This is a genomic window from Flavivirga abyssicola (assembly GCF_030540775.2).
GTDB lineage: Bacteria > Bacteroidota > Bacteroidia > Flavobacteriales > Flavobacteriaceae > Flavivirga > Flavivirga abyssicola.
On record NZ_CP141266.1, the window covers coordinates 176607 to 199687 of the forward strand.

Annotated in this window: 25 protein-coding genes; 13 read left to right on the forward strand and 12 right to left on the reverse strand. The window is 31.9% G+C overall.

Annotated features, from left to right (window positions below; translation table 11 throughout):
* Positions 1–2 precede the first annotated feature (2 nt).
* From Q4Q34_RS00685 to Q4Q34_RS00715, 7 genes are all read left to right on the forward strand, one after another.
* Positions 3–572, forward strand: a complete 570-nt coding sequence (locus Q4Q34_RS00685) for a Crp/Fnr family transcriptional regulator (RefSeq protein WP_303317465.1) — start codon at positions 3–5, stop codon at positions 570–572.
* 81 nt (positions 573–653) lie between these two features.
* Complete coding sequence (locus Q4Q34_RS00690; RefSeq protein ID WP_303317464.1) at positions 654–1109, forward strand: carboxymuconolactone decarboxylase family protein; 456 nt, start codon at positions 654–656, stop codon at positions 1107–1109.
* Positions 1110–1111: 2 nt separating this feature from the next.
* Complete coding sequence (locus Q4Q34_RS00695; protein ID WP_303317463.1) at positions 1112–1543, forward strand: DoxX family protein; 432 nt, start codon at positions 1112–1114, stop codon at positions 1541–1543.
* 179 nt (positions 1544–1722) lie between these two features.
* Positions 1723–2715 (forward strand): UDP-3-O-(3-hydroxymyristoyl)glucosamine N-acyltransferase, encoded by a 993-nt coding sequence (gene lpxD, locus Q4Q34_RS00700; protein ID WP_303317462.1) that lies wholly within the window; start codon positions 1723–1725, stop codon positions 2713–2715.
* Between the two features lie 257 nt (positions 2716–2972).
* Complete coding sequence (locus Q4Q34_RS00705; RefSeq protein ID WP_303317461.1) at positions 2973–3383, forward strand: Rrf2 family transcriptional regulator; 411 nt, start codon at positions 2973–2975, stop codon at positions 3381–3383.
* 52 nt (positions 3384–3435) lie between these two features.
* A complete protein-coding gene (locus Q4Q34_RS00710) occupies positions 3436–4278 on the forward strand; it encodes an alpha/beta fold hydrolase (RefSeq protein WP_303317460.1) in 843 nt (280 codons plus the stop codon).
* Between the two features lie 36 nt (positions 4279–4314).
* Complete coding sequence (locus tag Q4Q34_RS00715; protein WP_303317459.1) at positions 4315–4956, forward strand: NAD(P)-dependent oxidoreductase; 642 nt, start codon at positions 4315–4317, stop codon at positions 4954–4956.
* A 259-nt stretch (positions 4957–5215) separates the two neighbouring features.
* Here Q4Q34_RS00715 and Q4Q34_RS00720 read toward each other — a convergent pair whose 3' ends face one another.
* The 8 genes from Q4Q34_RS00720 to Q4Q34_RS00755 form a co-directional block, all read right to left on the reverse strand.
* The gene (locus Q4Q34_RS00720) at positions 5216–6133 is read right to left on the reverse strand and encodes a helix-turn-helix domain-containing protein (RefSeq protein WP_303317458.1); all 918 of its coding nucleotides are present in this window, start codon (positions 6131–6133) and stop codon (positions 5216–5218) included.
* Positions 6134–6148: 15 nt separating this feature from the next.
* Complete coding sequence (locus Q4Q34_RS00725; protein WP_303317457.1) at positions 6149–6910, reverse strand: SDR family oxidoreductase; 762 nt, start codon at positions 6908–6910, stop codon at positions 6149–6151.
* A gap of 103 nt (positions 6911–7013) precedes the next feature.
* Positions 7014–7769, reverse strand: coding sequence for a LytR/AlgR family response regulator transcription factor (locus Q4Q34_RS00730; RefSeq protein WP_303317456.1), 756 nt, complete (start codon positions 7767–7769; stop codon positions 7014–7016).
* A gap of 40 nt (positions 7770–7809) precedes the next feature.
* Positions 7810–8139: a 2TM domain-containing protein gene (locus Q4Q34_RS00735; RefSeq protein ID WP_303317455.1), complete on the reverse strand. Its 330-nt coding sequence runs from the start codon at positions 8137–8139 to the stop codon at positions 7810–7812.
* A gap of 12 nt (positions 8140–8151) precedes the next feature.
* Positions 8152–8460 carry a 2TM domain-containing protein gene (locus Q4Q34_RS00740; RefSeq protein WP_303317454.1) on the reverse strand — a complete coding sequence of 103 codons (309 nt, stop codon included), beginning with the start codon at positions 8458–8460 and terminating at the stop codon, positions 8152–8154.
* 13 nt (positions 8461–8473) lie between these two features.
* Positions 8474–9817: a 2TM domain-containing protein gene (locus tag Q4Q34_RS00745; protein WP_303317453.1), complete on the reverse strand. Its 1344-nt coding sequence runs from the start codon at positions 9815–9817 to the stop codon at positions 8474–8476.
* 24 nt (positions 9818–9841) lie between these two features.
* Positions 9842–10465, reverse strand: a complete 624-nt coding sequence (locus Q4Q34_RS00750) for a tetratricopeptide repeat protein (protein ID WP_303317452.1) — start codon at positions 10463–10465, stop codon at positions 9842–9844.
* Between the two features lie 215 nt (positions 10466–10680).
* The gene (locus tag Q4Q34_RS00755; protein WP_303317451.1) at positions 10681–11409 is read right to left on the reverse strand and encodes an energy transducer TonB; all 729 of its coding nucleotides are present in this window, start codon (positions 11407–11409) and stop codon (positions 10681–10683) included.
* A gap of 242 nt (positions 11410–11651) precedes the next feature.
* Between Q4Q34_RS00755 and Q4Q34_RS00760 the strand changes: the two genes are divergently transcribed.
* The 3 genes from Q4Q34_RS00760 to rsgA are packed head-to-tail and all read left to right on the forward strand — an operon-like array spanning position 11652 to position 13718.
* Entirely contained in the window at positions 11652–12206 is a 555-nt protein-coding gene (locus tag Q4Q34_RS00760; RefSeq protein WP_303317450.1) for a TetR/AcrR family transcriptional regulator, read from the forward strand.
* A gap of 8 nt (positions 12207–12214) precedes the next feature.
* Positions 12215–12634, forward strand: coding sequence for a GNAT family N-acetyltransferase (locus tag Q4Q34_RS00765; protein WP_303317449.1), 420 nt, complete (start codon positions 12215–12217; stop codon positions 12632–12634).
* A gap of 4 nt (positions 12635–12638) precedes the next feature.
* Complete coding sequence (rsgA, locus tag Q4Q34_RS00770; RefSeq protein WP_303317448.1) at positions 12639–13718, forward strand: ribosome small subunit-dependent GTPase A; 1080 nt, start codon at positions 12639–12641, stop codon at positions 13716–13718.
* 251 nt (positions 13719–13969) lie between these two features.
* On the opposite strand, the gene Q4Q34_RS00775 is transcribed toward rsgA, so the two are convergent.
* Entirely contained in the window at positions 13970–16123 is a 2154-nt protein-coding gene (locus tag Q4Q34_RS00775) for a TonB-dependent receptor (RefSeq protein WP_303317447.1), read from the reverse strand.
* A gap of 486 nt (positions 16124–16609) precedes the next feature.
* On the reverse strand, positions 16610–17887 hold the full coding sequence (locus Q4Q34_RS00780) for an NAD(P)/FAD-dependent oxidoreductase (protein ID WP_303317446.1): 1278 nt from the start codon (positions 17885–17887) through the stop codon (positions 16610–16612).
* A gap of 364 nt (positions 17888–18251) precedes the next feature.
* Between Q4Q34_RS00780 and Q4Q34_RS00785 the strand changes: the two genes are divergently transcribed.
* On the forward strand, positions 18252–18746 hold the full coding sequence (locus tag Q4Q34_RS00785; RefSeq protein ID WP_303317445.1) for an RNA polymerase sigma factor: 495 nt from the start codon (positions 18252–18254) through the stop codon (positions 18744–18746).
* Positions 18747–18750: 4 nt separating this feature from the next.
* Positions 18751–19392, forward strand: coding sequence for a hypothetical protein (locus tag Q4Q34_RS00790; RefSeq protein WP_303317444.1), 642 nt, complete (start codon positions 18751–18753; stop codon positions 19390–19392).
* Here Q4Q34_RS00790 and Q4Q34_RS00795 read toward each other — a convergent pair.
* Positions 19389–19976, reverse strand: a complete 588-nt coding sequence (locus Q4Q34_RS00795) for a pseudouridine synthase (protein WP_303317443.1) — start codon at positions 19974–19976, stop codon at positions 19389–19391. The two genes, Q4Q34_RS00790 and Q4Q34_RS00795, sit on opposite strands and share 4 nt — an antisense overlap.
* Entirely contained in the window at positions 19963–22266 is a 2304-nt protein-coding gene (locus tag Q4Q34_RS00800; protein ID WP_303317442.1) for a type IA DNA topoisomerase, read from the reverse strand. The genes Q4Q34_RS00795 and Q4Q34_RS00800 overlap by 14 nt, the downstream gene beginning before the upstream one ends.
* Before the next feature lie 407 nt (positions 22267–22673).
* Here Q4Q34_RS00800 and Q4Q34_RS00805 point away from each other — a divergent pair, with 407 nt between their 5' ends.
* Positions 22674–23081, forward strand: a complete 408-nt coding sequence (locus Q4Q34_RS00805) for a DUF134 domain-containing protein (RefSeq protein ID WP_303317441.1) — start codon at positions 22674–22676, stop codon at positions 23079–23081.

Sequence of the window (23081 nt, forward strand, 5' to 3'; positions counted from 1 at the left end):
TTATGAAAAAACAACTTCATACGTATTTAAATCGTTATGTATCCTTTTCTGAAGAAGAAGTAAATTCATTTTTTGATTATCTTACTGTACAAACATTTCAAAAAAAAGAATTCATCTTAAAAGAAGGTGATGTCTGCAAAATGAAGTTCTTTATCACTAAAGGGTTAATACGCATCTTTAAGATTGACGATAAAGGCAATGAGAATATCATCCATTTTGGGATTGAAAATTGGTGGATGACAAACATGGAAAGCTTTATTACCGAGCAACCTTCCCTCTTATATATTCAAGCACTTGAAGAAACGACAGTACTTACTATCAATAAAGCTAATTTAGAAAAAGCGTATGCCGTTATACCAAAACTAGAGCGATTGTTTAGGATTATAACCGAAAAAATGGTTATTGCTATTGAACGCAAAAACGAACATTATCTTAAAATGAATAGTAAAGAACGATACCGAGGATTTATAGATGAGCTTAAGGATTTTTCTCAACGTGTTCCCCAGTACATGATCGCCTCATACCTTCATATTACCCCAGAATATTTGAGCGAACTTAGAAAAACCAAATAATATTTATTTCTTAAGACATCTTAATTTTTAGCGATTTTCTCTATCCTAACTTTGTTTCATAATTAAAAATAACATCAAATTATGGAACGAATTTCTTATGCAGATATTCCCGAGGGAATGTTCGAAAACTTAAGAGTTATAGAAGATTTTTTAAACAATTCACCATTAGACAATAAGCTCATGGAGCTTGTAAAACTTAGAGTTTCCCAAAAAAATGGTTGTGCTTATTGTGTAGATATGCATTACAAAGAATTAAAGCATACCGGCGAAACAGAATTGCGTTTGTCATCTTTATGCGTATGGGAAGAAACCCCATATTTTTCTACTAAAGAAAGAATAGTATTAAAATTTGCAGAGACACTTACAAAAATAAATAGAGCACCAATACCCGAAGACGTTTATACGCCTTTATTAGACTATTTTAACAAAAATGAGGTATGCTATCTAACTCTGGCAATAACACAGATAAACACATGGAATAGGCTTATGAAAGTGTTTCTGTTTACTCCTGGAAATTATAAAGTAGGAGACCAATAATTATGAATCAAAATATCATTAAATTATTTCTAAGATTAGCAGTTAGTTTAGGGTTTCTTTCAGCCGTGGCAGATCGATTCGGGTTTTGGCAAGAAAACGTATCTGTCTGGGGAAACTGGCAATCTTTTTTAGACTACACGCAACTTATCAATCCATTCATACCAAAATCACTTATTCCTTTTTTAGGAATAACGGCTACTGTTGCAGAAATCATTTTTGCTCTATGTTTATTAATAGGTTTCAAAACTGAAACGTTTGCTAAATTGAGTGGAATTCTTTTATTAATTTTTGCCTTTGCTATGTGTTTTTCAACGGGGATCAAAGGGGTCTTTGATTTTTCTGTTTTATCAGCCTCTACAGCAGCTTTTGCTTTAAGTTCTATGAAAGAAAAACATCTTGAAATAGATCTCTTTTTTAATAAAACATCTTTATAAATAGTAACGGTAAAGTACACTTTTTACCACTTAATGAGATATCCGACAAAAGGTAATAGCAATTATCTTTTGTCGGATATTTCTTTAATATAGATATATGATTTCAAAAAAAAGTTGGATTCTATTTTTTTTCTGTTAGATTTACAATATAACTAACCATAAATCTAGAAAACATAGATATGACGTCGTACACTATAAAAGAAATTAATGATATTTTAAAAGGAGAATTAATAGGAAACACAACACAATCTATTAATGGTCCTGAACAATTACAACATGCTAATAATAATCATATCACTTTTATAGGAAGTACAAAATATGTTAAGCATTGGGCAGACTCAAAAGCCTGTGCAGCTGTAGTTAATGATAATTTAAATGTAGAACCCGGAGATAATCGCGCATTAATTAAAGTGAAAAATGCTGATTTAGCCATGGCTAAAATTTTAGAACTCTTTAATCCACCAGCACCAGAATTCGAAACAGATATTCATCCCACAGCAGTTATTCATAAAACTGCAAAAATTGGTGAAGGTTGTAAAATTGGTGCTAATTGCTATGTGGGTAAAAATGTAGAGCTTGGTAACGGTGTTATTTTATACCCTAACGTTTGTGTTTTTGATGAAACAACAATTGGTAATAATACCATAGCCTGGTCTGGAACCGTTATTAGAGAACGCTGCATCATAGGAAGCCATTGTATTTTCCATACCAATGTAAGCATTGGTGCTGATGGTTTTGGATATCGCCCCAGTGACGACGGACGTGGACTTGTTAAAATACCACAAATCGGTAATGTTATTATTGGCCATTATGTTGAAATTGGTGCAAATTCCTGTGTAGACCGTGCCAAATTTAGTGCTACTATTGTTGGTGATGGTTGTAAAATAGATAACTTAGTACAAATAGCCCATAATAGTGTTATGGGACGTTTTTGTATCATGGCTGGACATAGTGGACTTGCTGGCTCAGTAACTTTAGGCGATGGTGTTATTATTGGAGGAAGCGCTTCCATTAAAGATCACACAACTATAGAATCTGGCGCTACTGTAGGTGCTGGTTCTGGTGTTATGAACAATGTAAAGGCTGGAGAAACCGTTTTAGGATACCCTGCACAAGATGCCAGAGATATGCTAAAGCAATGGGTTGCCATGCGAAGACTTGCTAAAAAGTAGTATTTAGTTCTGAACTCATCTTGACTTTTTGTTTTTAACCGAAAATGAGATAAAATTTGTTCAGATGAGGCTTTTTTTGCAAAGCATAGCAGTGCTAAGCATAAAAAAAGTAACAAAATATGGGCGAATTTTAGCCATTTTTTAGGAAATAGAAAAAGTCAAGGTGAGTTCCTATTAAAAATCTATTTGTTATAATAAATATGTTAAAAAAATAAATCTATTTTTTTAACTGTAATTTTTTTTATTACATTTGTATTATGATTAAAACAAAATTCTCTGTCATATTACATATAATAACACTGTTAGCTTTGTATAAAGATGAATGGCTAAATTCAACCTTAATAGCTAGTAGTCTTAATATTAACCCTGTATTAGTAAGGAAAGAACTCGCTATACTTAAATCAAGTGGGCTTATTGAAAGTAAGGAAGGGAAAAATGGTGGAGTAAAACTATTAAAAGATGCGAAGAAAATACAGTTATCTGAAATATTTGCAATAGCCAAAGGATCAGACCATGTACTATCTTCACTTAAAAATGTACCCAACCCAAACTGTAGAGTAGGAAAACAAATCAATAAAAATTTAGGAATAGTCTTAGACGAAATTGATGGAGCTATAATAGAAAAGTTAAGTAAGCAAAGTCTTGAGGAATTTAAAAATCAATTTTAAAAAATTTTAACCAAAACTGTAACAAAAATAATGACATTTAAAAATTAAATTTATGAATAAAAAAATCAAAATAAACGGTATTGAAATATCATATCGCGAAGCAGGAGAACAAAATAAGGAAACCATATTACTTCTTCATGGATTTCCGTCTTCTTCACATATGTACAGAGACATCATAGAACTGCTATCTGGCCATTACCATCTTATTGCTCCAGACTATCCTGGTTTTGGATTAAGTGAAGCGCCATCAATAGATAAGTTTGAATATACATTTGAAAATATAAGTAAGACAATAGAAGCATTTATTGATACCCTTAAAATTCCTTCTTTTTATTTGATGATGCAGGACTATGGAGGACCAATTGGTTTTAGAATAGCCTCAAAAAGACCTCAACATATTAAAGGGCTCATCATCCAAAATGCTAATATGTATATGGAAGGTATGGGTGAATGGGCAAAGAAGATTGGAGAATATCAAAAAGCAAATAACTTAGAAGGGCTTAATAATTTTAAAAATTACTTAATGTCTTTAGAAGGGATAAAAGAACAATATCTATCAGGATCAAAACACCCAGAAAAAATAGACCCTATATCGTATACCACTGATACAAAATTCATGGAAAAAGCAGGGATTAATGAAGTTCAAACAGCTTTATTCTATAATTATGGAACAAACTTTCCTAAATACCCGGAATGGCAGAACTACTTAAAAGAACATCAGCCTAAAACGTTAGTGGTTTGGGGAGAAAATGACAAATTCTTTAGTAATCCTGGAGGAGCAGCTTATAATAAAGATCTAGATAATGCAGCCATACACTTCTTTGAAGGAGGCCATTTTATGTTAGAAGAATATAGCGATGAAGTTGCCGAACTAATTAAAGAATTCATCAAATAACTTAGAAAAAACAATATAAATTAAAATTCAATAAAAATGAAAATTACAATCGTAGGAGCTGGTGGAAACATTGGCAAAAGATTAGTCGCAGAAGCTGCTAATAGAAATCACCATTTAAATTTAATAACATCTAAAAACATTTCTGATTTCCATTTAGAAAATACTGATAATGTAAAAGCAACACAGGTTGATATTTTTGACACTCAACAATTAGCTAAAACTTTCGAAGGTAACGATGTTGTAATTAGTGCTTATGCACCGCCTCAAGACAATAATGATTTATTAATCGAAGCATCAAAGTCTTTAGTTGAAGCATCTAAAAAAGCCAATACCAGACTTATAGCCGTAGGTGGAGCAGGGAGTCTAAAGGTTTCAGATGATTTATTACTTATTGATGTGCCTTCTTTCCCAGAAGAATATAAGGCCATTGCAAAATCACATCTAACGGCATTGAATAGTGTATATAGACCTGAAAAAGAGCTTAATTGGACTAATGTATCCCCATCTGCTTATATTTTTGAAGGAGAAAGAACAGCTAATTTTAAAATAGCAGAAGATCATTTGATTTCGAACGAAAAAAATGAAAGTGCAATTTCTATGGAAGATTTTGCTGTTGCTATATTAAATGAAGTAAATGATTCTAAATTCATTAAAAAACGTTTTACCGTTGGTTACTAAACATAAACGACATACAACAACATAAAAAATAGCAGAATCTGCGCAAGCCATTTGGTTTGCGCTTTTTCATTATCATCTATAGAAAAAGTATTATTATTACAACGTGCTACTCTTTATATACAAAAACTTCAGACCGTCTCAAAACTCTAGCTTTTAATTTTGGCATTTGGGTAGGTGTCTTTGAGAACCCCAAAATATGGTATTCTCGGAGAAACAAAATTGATTTTGAGACAGACTGAGCTAACAGTAATAGTTAATTTTAATTAAATGAAGCACGAAATTTCAAAGGTGAAACATTGGTTTTCGTTTTAAATAATTTACTGAAGGATTGAGAATGTTCAAACCCTAATTCATAAGCAATTTCACTAACTGATAAATTTGTCGTCGATAATTTTTCTTTTGCCTTTTCTATCAATTTGTTGTGTATATGTTGTTGTGTGGTTTGCCCCGTTAGGCTTTTAAGCAAACTACTTAAATAACCTGGAGACATATTTAATGTATTAGCAATGTATTGAACTGTTGGTAACCCCTCATTTATGATCGCTTCACTATTAAAATACTTATTAAGTAAGGCTTCAACTTCATTTAATTTATAGTGACTGGATTTTTTCCTAGTAATGAATTGACGTTGATAAAATCGTTGAGCGTAGTTGAGCAATAGTTCTATTTGCGCTATGATAATACTCTCACTGAAATTATCAATATTATTCTCTATTTCCTGTTTAATATTTTGAAAAATACCTTCAATAACATCTTCTTCTTTTTCAGACATAAAGAGTGCTTCATTTATAGAATAATCAAAAAAATCATATTGTTTAATTGTTTTTGAAAGCGAAGCATTCCAAAAAAAATCTGGGTGTATAAGAAATAGCCAACCTGAAGGTTTTAGGTTAGCTTTATTAGTATTGGGTTCTATACTCAGTATTTGGCCTGGTGCTATAAAAGACATCAGGCCCTCATCAAAATCATATTTTTGTTGGCCATAACGAATTGCTCCCACATTTCTTTTTACTCCAATAGAATAAAAATCAAAATTCCAATGTTCTCCAATGTGTTCTGGTAGTATTTTAGAAAGCCCATAATCAACCAAGCTTACTAAAGGATGCTGTGGGCTAGGCAATCCTCTGATTTTATGAAAATCACTTATCGTTTTAATTTTTCGAATCTTGTTTTTCATTTATACTTTTTAAATTTATAACAACATGCCTCCAGAAACTTCGATACGCTGTCCATTAATCCATTGTGCTTCTTCTGTACAAAGGAAAGCTACAACCCCGCCAATATCTTCAGGTTCTCCAACCTTTCCTAAAGCGGTAACATTAGCAATGATTTGTCTTTTTTCCTGATCATCTCTATTCACGCCTTCACCAAAATCGGTAGCAATAGCTCCAGGAGCAATAACATTAGAGGTAATCTTTCTATGTCCCAATTCTTTAGCCAAATACCTAGTAAAAACTTCAATAGCTCCTTTCATACAAGCATAAGCTGAAAAACCAGGAAAAGAAAACCTTGTTAAACCTGACGATATATTAATAATACCACCTTTATTATTGATAAAAGGCACTCCCTTTTGTGTTAAGAAATATACACCTTTAAAATGAATATTAAGCATCTCGTCAAATTGCGATTCGCTAGTCTTAGTAATGGGTTGGTTAATCCCCGTTCCTGCATTATTGATTAGAAAATCGAAATTTGGACTACCATATTCATTTGTAAGATAAGAGGCTATTCGATTAAAAAAATCTCCAAACTCCTTTATATTGTTCGTATCTAATTGAAATGCTTTCGCTTTCTGACCATTTCTTTCAATCTCCCGAACCACGTCTTCGGCTAATTCTTTATTGGTTTTATAGGTAATAATAACGTCAATATTCTTTTTGGATATATTGATTGCCGTATCTCTACCTAAACCTCTACTACCTCCTGTAACTAATGCGATTTTACTTTGTCTCATTTTTAATAATTTTTGTTTCAGCAAAGTTCAGTAGAAACAAAAATTAATTTGTAGCCAAATTCGAGAATACTGTAGCCAAAACCTAGATTTATGAGTAAAACCTCTACTCTAACCAGGCTTTAAAATCTTTAACACGCTCACGGGCTACAATAACCTCCTGTTCTTTATACGTATTAAGTTTTATCTGCAATCGGGAATTGGTATAGCTTACCATATCTTTTATAGCATTGATATTAACAAAGAATTTTCGATTTATACGAAAAAAGGTTTGAGGCTCTAACTCATCTTCCAGATGTTCTAAAGTGGTATCTAAAAGATAATTCCTGCCCTCGTTTGTATATAAATAAGTGCCTTTATTTTCGCTGTAAAAACATTCAATATCATCAATATTTATAAGCTTTAAATGCTGCCCTACTTTTACCGAAAAACGTTTTTTATAGTCTCGGTCTATTGGGTTTACTAATAGTTTTTTTATATCATTGAAGTCTAAGGTTACCGCCTGTTTTTGTGGTGCGCGCTCTTGATACTTTTTAACTGCGGTTGCTAAATCGTTTTCATCAATAGGTTTTAATAAATAATCTATACTATTTAATTTAAAGGCTTGTAATGCATATTCATCATAAGCTGTGGTAAAAATTACAGCACTTTTAATTTCAATGGATTCAAAAATTTCGAACGATAATCCATCACTTAATTGGATATCTAGAAAAATTAAATCTGGATGTGTATTGTTTTGGAACCATTGTATTGATTCTTCAACAGAATGCAACATGGTTTGAGCCTCAATATCCAATGTTTTCAGCATACGTTGTAAACGCCTTGCTGATGGTTTCTCGTCTTCAATAATGATTACATTCATTTCTTTATATAAATTTGTTCTTATTATGTCAATGAGTTTATTATTCCCAACGTTTTTTGTCTTTATCTAAAAACTCATTCATCTTGCGTTTTTCCCATTTTTTACTAAAGAATATATTTTTACCAAATACCCCCATGGCATGAAAACCCAAACCAATTCCCCAAAAAAGAGGTGTAGAAAATGTCCCAAAATGCCAAATATTACCATCTGTATTTACAGCAATCATAACTACAATAAATACGTTTACCAAAACATACCATAAGGCATGCCAATAAAAACCTTTTATTTCTTTTAGCCTTTTTTGAGCTCTTAAATAAGCATCTTCTCGTTTAAATTCTTCTGATGAATAATTATAATCTCTATTCTTCATGTTTTCAAAAATTTAACCCCAACGCATTTTTTCTTCTTCCTCTTCCATAAACTCTTGTATTTTTCTTTCTTCCCATTGACGTCCCAAAACACCATTGTTCACAAACACATTATAAGCATGGAACCCCAAACCTATACCCCAACCTGCCATTGGAAACCAAAACCATTGAAAGTTCCAATACGTTTTATAATTAACAAAAGCTAAAAAGGGAATAACTAAGCAATAGGCTATTAAATGATAATAGAATTCTTTAAGGTCTTCTACCCTTTTGCGAGCTCTTAAATATTTACTATCTACTTCTGAATCTGGTAATTTTTGCATGATTTCCTGTAATTTAATTCCAATGTTTATTATTTTCTTCTTCTTGCATATATTTTTCAATTTTACGCTTTTCCCAATCTCTGCCAAAAGCACCATCGTTTACAAAAACCCTAAAAGCTTGAATGGCTAAACCTATACCCCAGCCAAACATTGGGAACCAAAACCATTGAAAATCCCATGACGTTCGATGGTTTATAAATATCAAAAACGGAATAACCAAAAAATATGATATTAGACTATAATAAAACCCTTTAAGTTCTTCTACATGCTTACGGGCACGCACATAACTATCATCTATTTCTGGTTGTAATTGCGATCTCATAACTATAATTTGTTTTGTAAGCATAGGTATAGCTACTGCAAAGCTATTTGCTTCTTTATTAATATGTACTTTTTTATCTGTTAATAAGTCGTAACGTTGTTTAATATTACTCAAACCTACACCACTACTCTTTTTTACTATTTGTTTTGGTTGTAAATTATTTTCGACAACCAAATTATCCCTATCTTCATAAATCTTTATGTGTAAGGGGTTGTTTGATGTGACCATATTATGTTTAACTGCATTTTCTAAAAGCAGTTGCAATGATAATGGCACCACCTTGCTTTCCGGGTTAGATGCGTTTTCTGGCATATCGAAAATAATACTGTCCTCAAAACGCATTTTTAGTAAAGACATATAAGTCTTTGCGAATTGTAATTCTTCATCAACAGTGACCAACTCTTTATCTTTTTGCTCTAAAACATAGCGATATACTTTAGACAAAGAAGTTGTAAACTTTTGCGCATTATCTGGGTTTTCTTCTATTAAACTCGTAAGAACATTTAAGCTATTAAATAAAAAATGCGGGTCTAACTGGTTTTTTAAAGCATTAAATTTAGCACTGGCAGTTCCTGCTATTACTTTTTGCTCCTTTATTCTATTTTGTTGGTATCTGTTATAAAAATAAACAATATGAAAAATGATAACAATCGTTAAGGTTATCCACAACCCAAAGCGATAAGACTTGAACGTTTCATTTGCAATAAACTCATAAAGAGACTCACCTTTAAGACTCAATGCCGTAAGCATTCTCAATATAAACAAACCTATTAACGTTACGGTGGTAGACCCTATAATACCTATTAAAATACGCTTTATTGTATCTTCTTTTTTCCAATTAAGACGATTAACGTAATAGAAAAAATACATATTAGAAAACCCAAGCACAAAAGAATACAATTGATTGAAAACAAATCCAATTAAAAGATTATTAATACTTTTTAGTCTAAATCCACCAGTGAGCAGATTATCTATCATAAAGATAACACACCCGATGGCAAATGCTATAAAGATATTTTTAACTGATTTTGTCATAAAGTTTTTTAAGTACTATTTATTTTATTTCCCGCAAGACTCTAATATTTGAACTGAGCGTTCTTTCCCCCAATTAGGATGAAATGGCGTTTCTGGCTTAAAGTTAGCAAAAAGTTCAATGGCTCTTTCCAGATCTTTACAAAAAGGTGTTGTGTCTTGTCCAAAATAACGTGCGCCTCCCATATCCCATTCTGCCTTACAATAAACAACTCTAGGGTTGTCTGGTGCAATTTGTGATGCTTTTGCATATAATTCAACAACTTTCCCCGATAAGGTCATACCATATGTAGCACCATCAAAAGCAACCCAAGCTGTATGCAACAATGCTTGTAGTACTAAGATTTCTGGATTATCTTTTGAAATTGCAGTAGCATCATTAATGAGGTCTTGTGCCTTTTTTAATTGAGCCGTTAGTTTCTCTTTGTTTTTTTCTCCAAAACTACCAATAATATTAATTTGTGCTGCATAATAAGGGGGTAGCCAGTTATCTGGTTCTGCTTTGGCAATACGCTCAAACATATTTGATGCTTCGGTCATCTCATTGCTGCTCCAAAGTCCAAAAGCCTTTTGCATACCCTTTTCGTAATTAGTTTGAGAATGAATAAATCCCGAAACTAATAGTGCTGTAATAATGATTAGATGTTTCATGTATTTGTTTTTTATAGTTTTTATTATGAAGCAAATATCTTATCATACCTCCCATTTTTAAAAACTGACTTACCGAACTGTTATTTTTTCCAGATGAAGTGTTAACCTTTTTAGTACTTAAAAATAATACTGATTTATTTTATGATTGATTATTGCATAAAAAAATCAAGAGATATTAAATACCTCTTGATTTATACAATAACTACCTACACACTTCACCCCTCATTATACTTGAAGAAAATTGGTATAGAGTAAGCTACTTTTACAGGTCTACCTCGTTGGGTTCCCGGTTTCATTTTAGGTAATATCCCTATAATACGTTCTGCTTCTTTTTCTAAAATTTTATCTGGGCCTCTAGATTTTATACCTGTAATATATCCTTTAGAATCTATTATGAATACTACAGATACACGTCCTTGGATACCTAAATCTAATGCCTCTTCAGGATACTCAAAATTTTTGATCACATGCTCTTGTATCTTTTTTTGAAAACAATCCTTCATCTTTTGTTTAGGTAATCCTTCACAACCAGGAAAAATAGGAACATTTTCAATAAGAGCAAATGCGACTTCCACTTCTTCCTCAACTTCTTCTACATTAACATCACTAACCTCTACAACATCTCGAATGGCCTCTTCTTGTGATGTTTCAGTACTTTCAAAAACGGTCTCTTCTATCTCCTCAGTATCTTCTACAATTTGGATAGACTCTTGAGTAATTACCGGAGGCGGTGGCGGTGGCGGAGGTGTATTCATAGTAACAACGGGAATTTCCTCTTCAAATTGAGTTTCAACATCTAAAAGGTCTACAACGACATCATCCCTTTCGTAAGTTTTATATTCTAAAGCTTGCCAGGAAAGAAGTAACATGATGTTAAGACCTATAGCAAAATAGATACTACTATTTCTGCCTATTTCTAATTTTGGATTCTTTTTTGCTTTCATGACCCTAATATTTATTGATAGTTATCTATCATTAATTACTAACTTAAAATTATCATATTATCAGTAAAATAACTATGACAATTATCATATCTCAAAATACAATCCACATACTATATTCATTATATCGCATTTTGAAAGTAGCTTCAATCTTTTATTAACTGATCTTTCTAAAACTATAAATCAACAATTCAAAAAATAATCAATATATTTACAGACCGAATAGTCGGTTTTTATATTTATATATGAGTGATAAAAAAAATAAAGTACTCCAAGTTGCGACTAGGTTATTCGCCGAAGAAGGTTTTGAAAATACATCCATGTCAAGTATCTGTCATGAAGCTAATGTATCCAAAGGATTGATATATCATCATTTTAAATCAAAAGAATCAATTTTGATAGATATTTTCACAAGTGTGACAAATCAAATGATTGAGATGAGTGCAGCTTCTAAATCAGAGAAAAAACCTAAACTTCAATTAGTACAACTTATTGAGACCATTTTTTCGCAGTTGGAGCATGATAAAATCTTTTTTCAACTCAATTTAAATATTATGTTTCAACCATCGACCAGACGAATCCTAAAAGAACAAATAGAAAAAAGAGCCTCTCTTCTTTTTAGTGCTGTTAAAAATATTTTTGATCAAATTTCATTAAAAAAAAGTGATTTGCTAAGTTATATGTTCATTGCTGAAATTGATGGAATCTCATTAAGCTACCTTACTGTTTTTAATGAGTATCCACTTGATATGGTGAAAGAAGAGCTCATTAACAAATACACGCATCTTAGAATAAATTAAAATTGATAATGATTAGAAAATATAATGAAAAAGAAATCCCAGCCCTTATTGAAATATGGGAACATGCCTCTACATTAGCGCATCCTTTTTTAAATAATGAATTCACTCAAATGGTAAAAAAGGCCATGACAGAAATCTATCTTCCAAACTCGGATACTTGGGTGTATAAAGAATCCGAAAAAATCGTGGGTTTTATATCTATGATAGAAAACGAAATTGGAGGGCTATTTGTAAATCCAAATTATCATTCCAAAGGTATTGGAACAGCATTGGTTAATCATATTAATCAATTTCATAAGAAACTAGAAGTTGAAGTCTTTAATGAAAATAAAATAGGGAAACCCTTTTATGAAAAGCATGGGTTTAAAACTTTTAAAACATATATTCAAGAAGGTAAGAATCAAAAAGTACTTAGAATGAAAAAATAATAAAATGAAATCTACATTAACACTTGAAGACTTAGGATATAATGAAGCTTTAAAAGCTTATCGAAAAGAACAACATATCGATTCGTTTCTGGTTGGTAGGGTTATATTGGAACATAAAGACAGATATATTGTAAAAACAGACCATAACGAATGTGATGCAGAACTTATTGGTAATTTAAGATTTACCGCCAAAAACAGATATGATCTGCCAGCTGTTGGAGATTGGGTTGCTATTTCTGAATATGATGAAAGCAAAGCTTTAATACATGCCATTTACCCCAGACATTCTATAATAGAAAGACAAGCAGTTGGGAAATATGCCCAAACCCAAATAATTGCCACAAATATTGATTATGGCTTAATTATACAATCTGTAAACAGGGATTTTAATATAAACCGTTTAGAACGGTATTTAACTATTTGTAACGCTTCTAACGTTAAACCTATTATTATTTTAAGTAAAATAGATTTAATAGATGAGTTAAGGTTAAACACGCTTCTCGATACCATAAAAAAACGTATCAAAGGTGTTACTATAATTGCGATGAGCAATCAATCAAAAATTGGATTAGATAAAATAGAATCGATCATAAACAAAGGCAAAACTTATTGCTTATTAGGGTCTTCTGGAGTAGGAAAATCAACGCTTTTAAATTTACTAATAGGTAAAGAACTAATGGATACAGGTGCTATTAGCAAGCGCATAGACAGAGGAAAGCATGTAACCACACACAGAGAATTAATTGTGCTAGATGATGGAGGTATTTTAATCGACAACCCTGGCATGCGGGAAATTGGTATTACGAAATCTTCTGAAGGGTTAGAAATGACCTTTGATGATATTTCTGAGTTATCTCAGAGTTGTAAATTCAAAAACTGCACACATACCAGAGAAAAAGGCTGTGCTATACTAAATGCCGTTGAGAATGGAGACATCGATTCAGATTCTTATACTAATTTTCAAAAAATGGAAAAAGAAAGCGCCTTCTTTGAATCGAGTGTCGAAGAAAAGAGAAAAAAGGATAAAGACTTTGGAAAAATGGTTAAGCATATCAAAAAACAAAGACAGCGAGATAAGTACTAGTATCAAAACGATTAAGCCTTTGTTTTAAATTGATGCTTCTTTTTGCTTAAGTACAATTCACGCTCTGAAATAGCTCCAACTCTCCATAGGCTGTCTAATCTTGTCATTCAGAGCAACGCGAAGCATCTTATTTTACTCATAATCAAAGCCATCTATTTTAAAGAGATTCTTCACAGCTTCGCTGATACCTTCGAAACAAAATATATTTTGTTTCTCGGTAATATTCAGAATGGCACTTTTTTTAGACAGCCTTATAAATTATCCAACTGGTTGCTCTTCTTATCTTCACTAATGGTCCAAAAGAAGCCAACAAAAAAGAATTGATCTACAGCTGGCTGTAAAGCACGTCTGTTAAAATTGCCGTTAACATCTGGTGTATTAGCATATTGATAGCCATTAATATTTCTAAATCCTAATACATTATTTACCGAAGCATAAAGTATTTTTTGCGGACTAATTAAATACGCCCAATTGAGACTTAAACTATTATAAGGTTTTGTTTTATTATTTAAAAACCCTGGTTCATTTGGGTTTGTAAATGTTCTCCCTGATGCTAGTGCATAGCTAAACCCGACTTGGCTTCTCCAATCTTCAATCCAATATTTCCCAACTACTGATAAATTATGCGTATTGGCAAAATTTGGTTGTGCTTTAGTTGGATAATTATTATAATCTCGTTTCGTGTCTAACAAAGAGTAGCTTATCCAATAATCGAAATTTTTAATGCTATAACTATCCCTCCAAAAGAAATCAATTCCCTTGGCAAATCCAGAGCCATCACTATTAAAATTACTATTAGGATTAGCTAAACCAGTATCATATTTTACTAGATTATCATACTTTTTATAATAAGCCTCAGCCCTAAACAGTCTTCTATCCGCATTGTATTGATAATTAAAAATATAATGAGAGGTATTCTGAGCTTTAAGTGCCTGGTTAAACTTTAAAATATTACTAGACGGGTTTTGATAAAAATTACCATATGCTAATGACACCTGACTTTTAGCAGATGTTTTATAAGCTAAAGACAATCTTGGTGCTAAGGTAAAGTCTTTAAAAATCTCACTATACTCACCCCTTACTCCAGATTTAAACGCTAAACTTTTGGATATAAAAATATCAGCTTCCGCAAAAACTGCAGCAATATTATTATCATAACCATATGTTAGGTTATCAATGGCGTCATCTGAATAGTTCTCATTAAAATCTGTTGCAAAGTACTCGCCTCCAAAATAAAGTTTAAACCGGTTACTAATTCTGTTTTTAAATTTCAACTTGGCGTGTACAGAGTTTTCAGTGTCCTTAATCGCGCTTTCAATAATATTGAAGTTGTTTTTCGCATGAGTATAACTTACACCTCCAAATAGTGTCCAAGTATCATTTAAAGTCCCTTGGTACGAACTATTAAAATAAACATTATTATTATTTAGTTTAAAATGAACACCTTCACTATTATTAATATCTTCTTGGGTTAATTCAAAATTAGTAGTATCAAATGCTCCATAGAGTTTAAACAATCCCTTATTTGTTTTTTTTCTAAAAACAGCCTCACCAGAAACAGTTTCAAAAGGACGTATCCAATCATTTCTATTAGAAAATATAGCATTATAAGGCGCTAAATTTATATAAGAAGCATTCACACTCAACGAACTTTTCTCCCACTTTTGAGTATTGCCCAGTGTTGCTCCTACACTCATAACACCAATATCTGTTTTTTCTTGATCAGGTTCATCAATGGTATTCAACAATAATACACTTGAAAGTGCCTGTCCAAACTCTGCTGAATAACCGCCTGTAGAAAATGTAATACCATCAAACAAAAATGGCGAATACCTCCCGCGAGTTGGTGCGTTATTAGTTGTTGGGGTGTATGGTGTAAATACACGAATCCCATCTATAAAAATTTGTGTTTCATTAGCACCACCTCCACGAACAAATAACCGACCATCCTCAGCTACGGTTGTTGTACCTGGCAATGTTTGCAGTGCGCCTACAAAATCACCTAAAGCACTTGCAGTCGTAACAACATCTAATGGTTTTAAAACATTAACCTTACTATTATCTCCTGCTGAAAAAGTTCCTGCAGACAATATCACAGCATCCAAAGTGCTTACATCTTCTCTAAGCTTAACAACAAGGTCATGCATATATGATATATCACCAACCATAGTGAATGTTTCATAAGACAAATAAGAAACTATTAAAGTTTGGGTTCCTGTCTCAGAAGTTGTAAATGAAAAAGCGCCATTTTTGTCTGTAGTGCTTCCATCATAAGTACCCTCTAAATAAATATTAGCTCCAATTATAGGCACATTTTTCATGTTAAAGACAGTTCCATTGATGGTTTTTTGAGCATTTATATGAATTGATATCAATACAGTTATAATAGTTAAAATATATTTCATGGCATTTACTTCTGTTGTTAATTTTTATTGATGATGCAAATTTGCAACAGAACCATTTATAAATAAATTCAATATAACTGAACTGTAATTTTTTGATGATGAATTGAACTTTAATGATGACACTATAACAGATTTTTGCCAATTCTTTTAGGAAGAATATATTGTTTTCTTTGAAGGATAATTGCACACGATTCACTTATTAACCAATTAACAAGATGTTACTTTTTTACAAAAAAAAGTAGTTCAATAAAGTGAATGAAACTTTAATTTTTTTAGTGTTATTTTTTTTATAAATTTGAGTACATTTAATTAGTACTGAAGTACATTTTTGATAAACATTTTCTTTTTCAGTCGTTTATCATTTACGCCCGACCTAAAATTAGTGACTTCTTATTGTTTTTAGTATTAAAAAACAGCCATAGACAAAAACTATTAATACTATTTAAAATACTATTAATCAGTATTTAATAAAAAAAATATAAACTTTTAATTTAACTTCTTAAATGGACGTATAATAAGTCGTGCAGCTTTATCAAAATTAATATAATTATAGCCCCAATTAAAGAAAACAATCACTCTATTTCTAAAACCGACCAATGCCATAAGGTGTACAAACATCCATACAAACCATGCAAAAAAACCTGCAAATCTAAAATGTTTTAAATCAACAACCGCTTTGTTTCTACCTACCGTAGCCATCGATCCTTTGTCCTTATATTTAAATTTTTTCATCGGCTTACCGGCTATTAATTTCATAAGGTTTTTTCCTAAAAGTTCACCTTGCTGAATAGCTGGTTGTGCTACTTGTGGATGGCCATTTGGATACGCATCGGTTTGCATTAAACCAATATCTCCTAAAGCAAAAATATTGTTATAACCTTCTATCTGGTTATACTCATTTACTTTATATCTATTGGCACGATCAACAAGCACATCTGCTTGAAGTCCTTTTACCGGATTCCCTGTAACACCTGCTGCCCAAATTAAAGTTTCAGATTGTAATTCTAAACTTAAATTAGTTTGTACTTTTCTTCCATCATAATTTTTAACAAATGTATTACAGTGTACTAAAACACCTAACTTAGACAAAAACTTAGTTGCTTTTTTAGATGCATGTTCGCTCATTGTAGGTAAAACACGAGCTCCTCCTTCTAGTAGATATATCTGCATATCTTCGGGGATTAAATCACGATAATCTCTTGGTAAAATATGGTTTTTTAGCTCAGCAATAGCACCTGCCAACTCAACTCCAGTTGGCCCGCCTCCAACAATAACAAAATTCAACAAAGCTTTGCGGGCTTCTTTATCATCTGTTATAGCTGCCTGTTCAAAATTTTGCAATATTAAACTACGAATATTTAAAGCTTGAGGGACTTTTTTCATAGGCATACCATATTCTTCAATAGACTTATTTCCAAAATAGTTTGTCTTAGTTCCTGTTGCTATTACTAAATAATCATAATTTATAATACCAATACTTGTTTTTAGCTCATTTTTATCAGAATTAATGGATTCTACTTCAGCTAGACGAAAAAACGTGTTTTTATGATTCTTCAATATTTTACGAAGTGGATATGCAATAGAATCCGGCTCTAACCCTGCCGAGGAAACTTGATATAATAATGGTTGAAACGTGTGGTAGTTTCTTTTATCAATTAAAACGACCTGTATATTTTTGTTTGCTATTTTTCTTGCAAAATTAATTCCTGCAAAACCACCGCCTATAATAACGACTCTGGGAAAATCAGATTGGGGTATATTCATAGTAAAATAAAGTATTATGCAAAGATACTATACAGCTATATTTTTAGCTATTTAAAACTATTGTTATTTAGTTAAAATTTTCAAACATAATTGAAGGTCAATTATAGCTATATTAAAAAAATTACAATTAAATACTCTAGCTCTAATCATTAGATAATACGATTAAAACAACTCTGATTCGCAAAAAACACGATTCATATTAATCACTGTATATCAAATGGTTAAAACAAAACATTTATTCAAAGGTCTAATAGCGGAGTGGTCTTATATCTTTAGTAAGATGTTAACGATTTAAAATATTATTTTTACACACCTGTAACGTTTTAAAATTTTAAGCTACCTATATAGTAACTAAACCATCACATTGAAAAAAGAACTAGAACATAGTTTTGTTGAATTGCTAGAAAAGCATCAAAATATTATACATAAGGTATGTCGCTTATATACTAATAATTATGATGCTCATAATGATTTATTTCAAGAAATAACCATTCAGCTTTGGAAAGCATATCCGAAATTTAGAGGAGACGCTAAATTTAGTACATGGATGTACAGAGTAGGTTTAAATACAGCAATTACGCTTTATAGAAAATCTAAGCGAACTATTAACACGCAAGATTTTAATGGCGTAGAATTTAAAATTAAGGCTGAAAATTATGATGATACAGAAGAGGAGCAACTAAAAATACTTTACAAAGCTGTACATCAATTAAATGATATTGAAAAAGCGCTTGTTTTCTTATACTTAGAAGATAAAGATTATAGAGAAATTAGTGAAACTTTGGGAATTAGTGAAGTGAATGCACGTGTGAAGATGAATAGAATAAAAACGAAACTTAGAACCATTTTAAATCCGTAAGCATATGGATGAATTAGATTTATTAAAGAAGGATTGGAATAAGGATGATAATAAATATCCTAAGCTAACATATAACGAAATATATAAGATGATTTTAAAAAAATCATCTTCCATTGTAAAATGGATTTTTATAATTAGTTTATTAGAGTTCGCTTTTTGGACATTTATTTCTTTATTATTAAAAGATACAGAAAGTATTAAACGTTATCAACAGTTTGATGCTGATGCTGTTTTTATCCCCCTAGTAATTATAGGCTATATTATTTTAGCGCTTTTCTTTTATTTGTTTTTCAGAAACTATAGAAAAATCTCTACTACAGATAATGCCAAGGTACTTATGGAGAACATCCTTAAAACAAGAAAAACAGTAAAACAGTATGTGGCTTTCAATTTAATTTATCTGGTAGTAGCAACTTTTGCTGCTATATATGTTGAATTAAGTCAAGATCAACTTCTTATAGATCAAATAAAACAAGCCTCAGCTAATGGAGAGGTTTTTAAATTTTATGCTATATTTATAATAGTAGCTGTTTTATTTTTAGCAGCTGCCATTGGTGTTTTATTATTGTTCTATTGGCTTGTTTATGGTATTTTATTAAAACGCCTTAATCGAAATTATAAAGAATTAAAGAAATTGGAAGTTTAAAAAAATGCACTAACTTCAACAACATCTCCTACCTGCATCGAGTTAATATGAATAGTCCCTACTCGAACGCGTACCAAACGTAATGTAGGAAAGCCAACTGCCGAAGTCATTTTTCGCACCTGCCTAAACTTACCTTCATTTAAGATTATAGACACCCAAGATGTTGGGCCATGCCTATCATCCCTGATTTTTTGTGATCGCTTTGGTAAATCTGGAAGCTCATTTAATCTGGAAGCTTTACAGGGTCTGGTTTGATATTTTTTACCATCAAAACCAATTTCCACTCCTGCTTTTAATAGATTGATGGCTTCATCTGTAATAGTACCGTCTACCTGTGCATAATATTCTTTTTCTACTTTTTGACTATTAACAAAATCACTCGTTTTACCATCGGTAGTCAATAATAATAATCCTTCTGATTTTTCATCTAATCTACCAATAGCCATGATTCCCTTAGGAAAATCATACAGTAGTCCTAAGAACTTTTTCGACTGCTGTTTTGAATCATGACTTTTAAACTGACTTAAATAACCATAGGGTTTATAAATTACAAAATGTCGATGCTCGCTTTTAGATACTTCCATTTAAAATACTGTGAACGAGTTCTTTGGTTGGTTTCTGTCCATTTATTTTAGCTCTTACGGCATCAAAAGTCATTTTAAAATCACATCCAGATTTATAATCACTGCACCCATATGCTGTACTACCTTTAAGAACAGTTCCTTTTTTGCATTTTGGACAAGTTAATTCTTCTGGTTTTGTTTTCACCGAAGTATTTGAAGTCTTTTTGGGTTCTAATTTCAGATTAAAATGTTCATCAAAACGAAGCAAACCTTCTACTTTACCAGAATCTGTTTTAAAACCTTTTAAATTAACTGTAGACCCTTTTTGAAGCAATCTAATATACTGTTTTTCAGAAATCTTTTTATCAGCATAACTAAAAGGGATCACAAAATGACACCCCGATTTGTACCCACTACAACCATAAGCTGTTTTTCCTTTTATAATATGTCCTTTTTTACATTTTGGACAGGTTTCTGCCGTAATACCTGCTGCTGCTTTTTTTACTGCCTTGGCTTCCCTATTTTTCACGGTTACGGCATGAGATATATTAGCACGCTTTGTTTCGCTTCTCACCTCATATACCAGAGCATCCACCATACGTTTCATATTCTTTATAAACGCTCCTGCACTGAACGCTCCTTTTTCAATGTCTTTTAGTTGCTTTTCCCAAGACCCTGTGAGTTCTGCAGATTTTAATAAATTGTTTTGAATCGTATCTATAAGCTGCATCCCAGTAACGGTAGGCAAGACCTGCTTTTTATTACGTTTTATATATTTTCTTTTAAAAAGGGTTTCAATAATATTGGCACGTGTTGACGGTCTTCCAATACCATTTTCTTTCATCAATTCACGCATATCTTCATCATCCACTTGCTTACCCGCTGTTTCCATAGCACGTAATAAAGAAGCCTCTGTAAATTGGTTAGGTGGTTTGGTTTCTTTTTCTAAAAACGAAGGTTCATGTGGACCTTTTTCTCCTTTAACAAACGATGGTAATAATTTATCCTTTGTCGTACTGGATGCAGTCGAAGTATCAAAAACGACACGCCACCCTTTCTCTAAAATCTCTTTTCCTGTTGTTTTAAAAGACACATCTGCAACCTTACCAATAACGGAAGTATTAGCCACCAAACAATCGTCATAAAAAACCGCTATAAAACGTTTTACTATAATATCGTAAACTTGTTGTTGGTTATATTGTAAATTAATCTGAATCCCTGTTGGGATGATAGCATGGTGATCGGTTACTTTTTTATCGTTAAAAACTTTGGCCGATTTCTTTATTTTTTTTCCTAAAAGTGGTTGTGTTAATTTTGAATAGTTTGTCAGCTTTTGAAGAATACCTGATACTTTTGGATATATATCGGTTGGTAAAAAAGTGGTATCTACTCTAGGGTACGTAACGACTTTTTGCTCATATAATTTCTGAACAATCTTTAAGGTTTCATCTGCCGAAAATCCAAACTTCGTATTACAATACACTTGCAATCCTGTTAAATCGAAAAGCTTTGGTGCATATTCCTTTCCTTTTTTCTTTGTAATAGATTCTATTTCAAAATCGCTCTCCTTTACTTTATTCGCTAGTGCCTCTCCATCTTCCTTTTTCAAAAAACGCCCCTCTTCGTAACTAAACAAAGTATCCCGATACAAGGTCTGCAATTCCCAATATGGTTGGGGTTTAAAATTTTCAATCTCTTTAAATCGATTAACAACCATCGCCAATGTTGGAGTTTGTACCCGACCAACTGACAATACCTGCTTATAACCTCCATGTTTTACGGTGTACAATCTGGTAGCATTCATTCCAAGTAGCCAATCTCCAATAGCCCTGGAAAATCCCGCGTAATATAAATTGTCGTAATCTTCAGCAGGTTTTAAATTTTCAAACCCCTCTTTGATAGCCTCTGTCGTTAATGAAGAAATCCATAGACGTTTTACTTCGCCTTTATAATTGGCTTCATTCATAACCCAACGCTGAATCAATTCACCTTCCTGACCTGCATCCCCACAATTTATAACCACATCTGCTTTATCAAATAAACTTTTTACAATTTTAAATTGCTTTTGTATCCCTGAATTAGAAACAACTTTCGTTTCAAATTTTTCGGGCAACATGGGGAGGTTATTTAAATCCCAGCTTTTCCAATATGGTTTATAATCGTTGGGCTCTTTTAATGTACATAAATGTCCAAAAGTATAAGTCACTGCATAACCATTGCCTTCATAATAACCATCACGTTTAGAATTAGCTCCTAAAACAGAAGCTATTTCGCGTGCTACACTTGGTTTTTCGGCAATACAGACTTTCACTTATCCTTTTTTTAATTTTAAATTATGATGTGCAAAATAGGAATTTTGACCTGATTTTTGAAGTGGAGTTATCAGGAGTTATTAACGATAGGCTTGCCACCATTTTATTAAAAATAAGAAATGAAATACAAGTTCTCAGGCAATTTTCTTAGTTTCTCTACAAATTAATGAAAAAGCGCCTTTTCAAGAATGAAAAAATCTGTTTATGTCATAATACTACTATGCTTCAATATATATTATAGTTTCGGTCAGATAAGTATTGGAACAACTTTACACTTCAAAAAGTTAACCATTACATTATGAATCTAGGTTTAAAAAAAATTATACATATGAATCAAAAAAATTTGCATTATGAACGTAGGTTCATTATATTTACTGAGATAAAAAAACACTTAAAAAACTAATAAATGCCACGTCCAAAAAAGAAAAGAAAAGTTAATAATCCACCGAAAATGCACGGCTTTAAACCATTTGGAATTGCATTTTGTGACACAGAGCATATTATCATACAATATGACGAATATGAAACGATTAAATTAGTTATTTATGATGATCTTCAGCAAGATGTAGCAGCAGATCGGATGGAGGTTTCACGACCTACACTTACTAGGGTTTACAATAGTGCTTTAAAAAAAATAGCGCAGGCGTTTGTGGAAGGTAAATCAATTTTAATCAAAGGTGGCAATTTCGAGTTTGAAAAAGATTGGTATAAGTGCAAAAGATGTTTTAAACTAATTGCAGGTATTGAAAATCACACAAAATGTGGTGATTGCCCTGCTTATAACATAGGTGAATTAGTAAATTTAAATGAATAA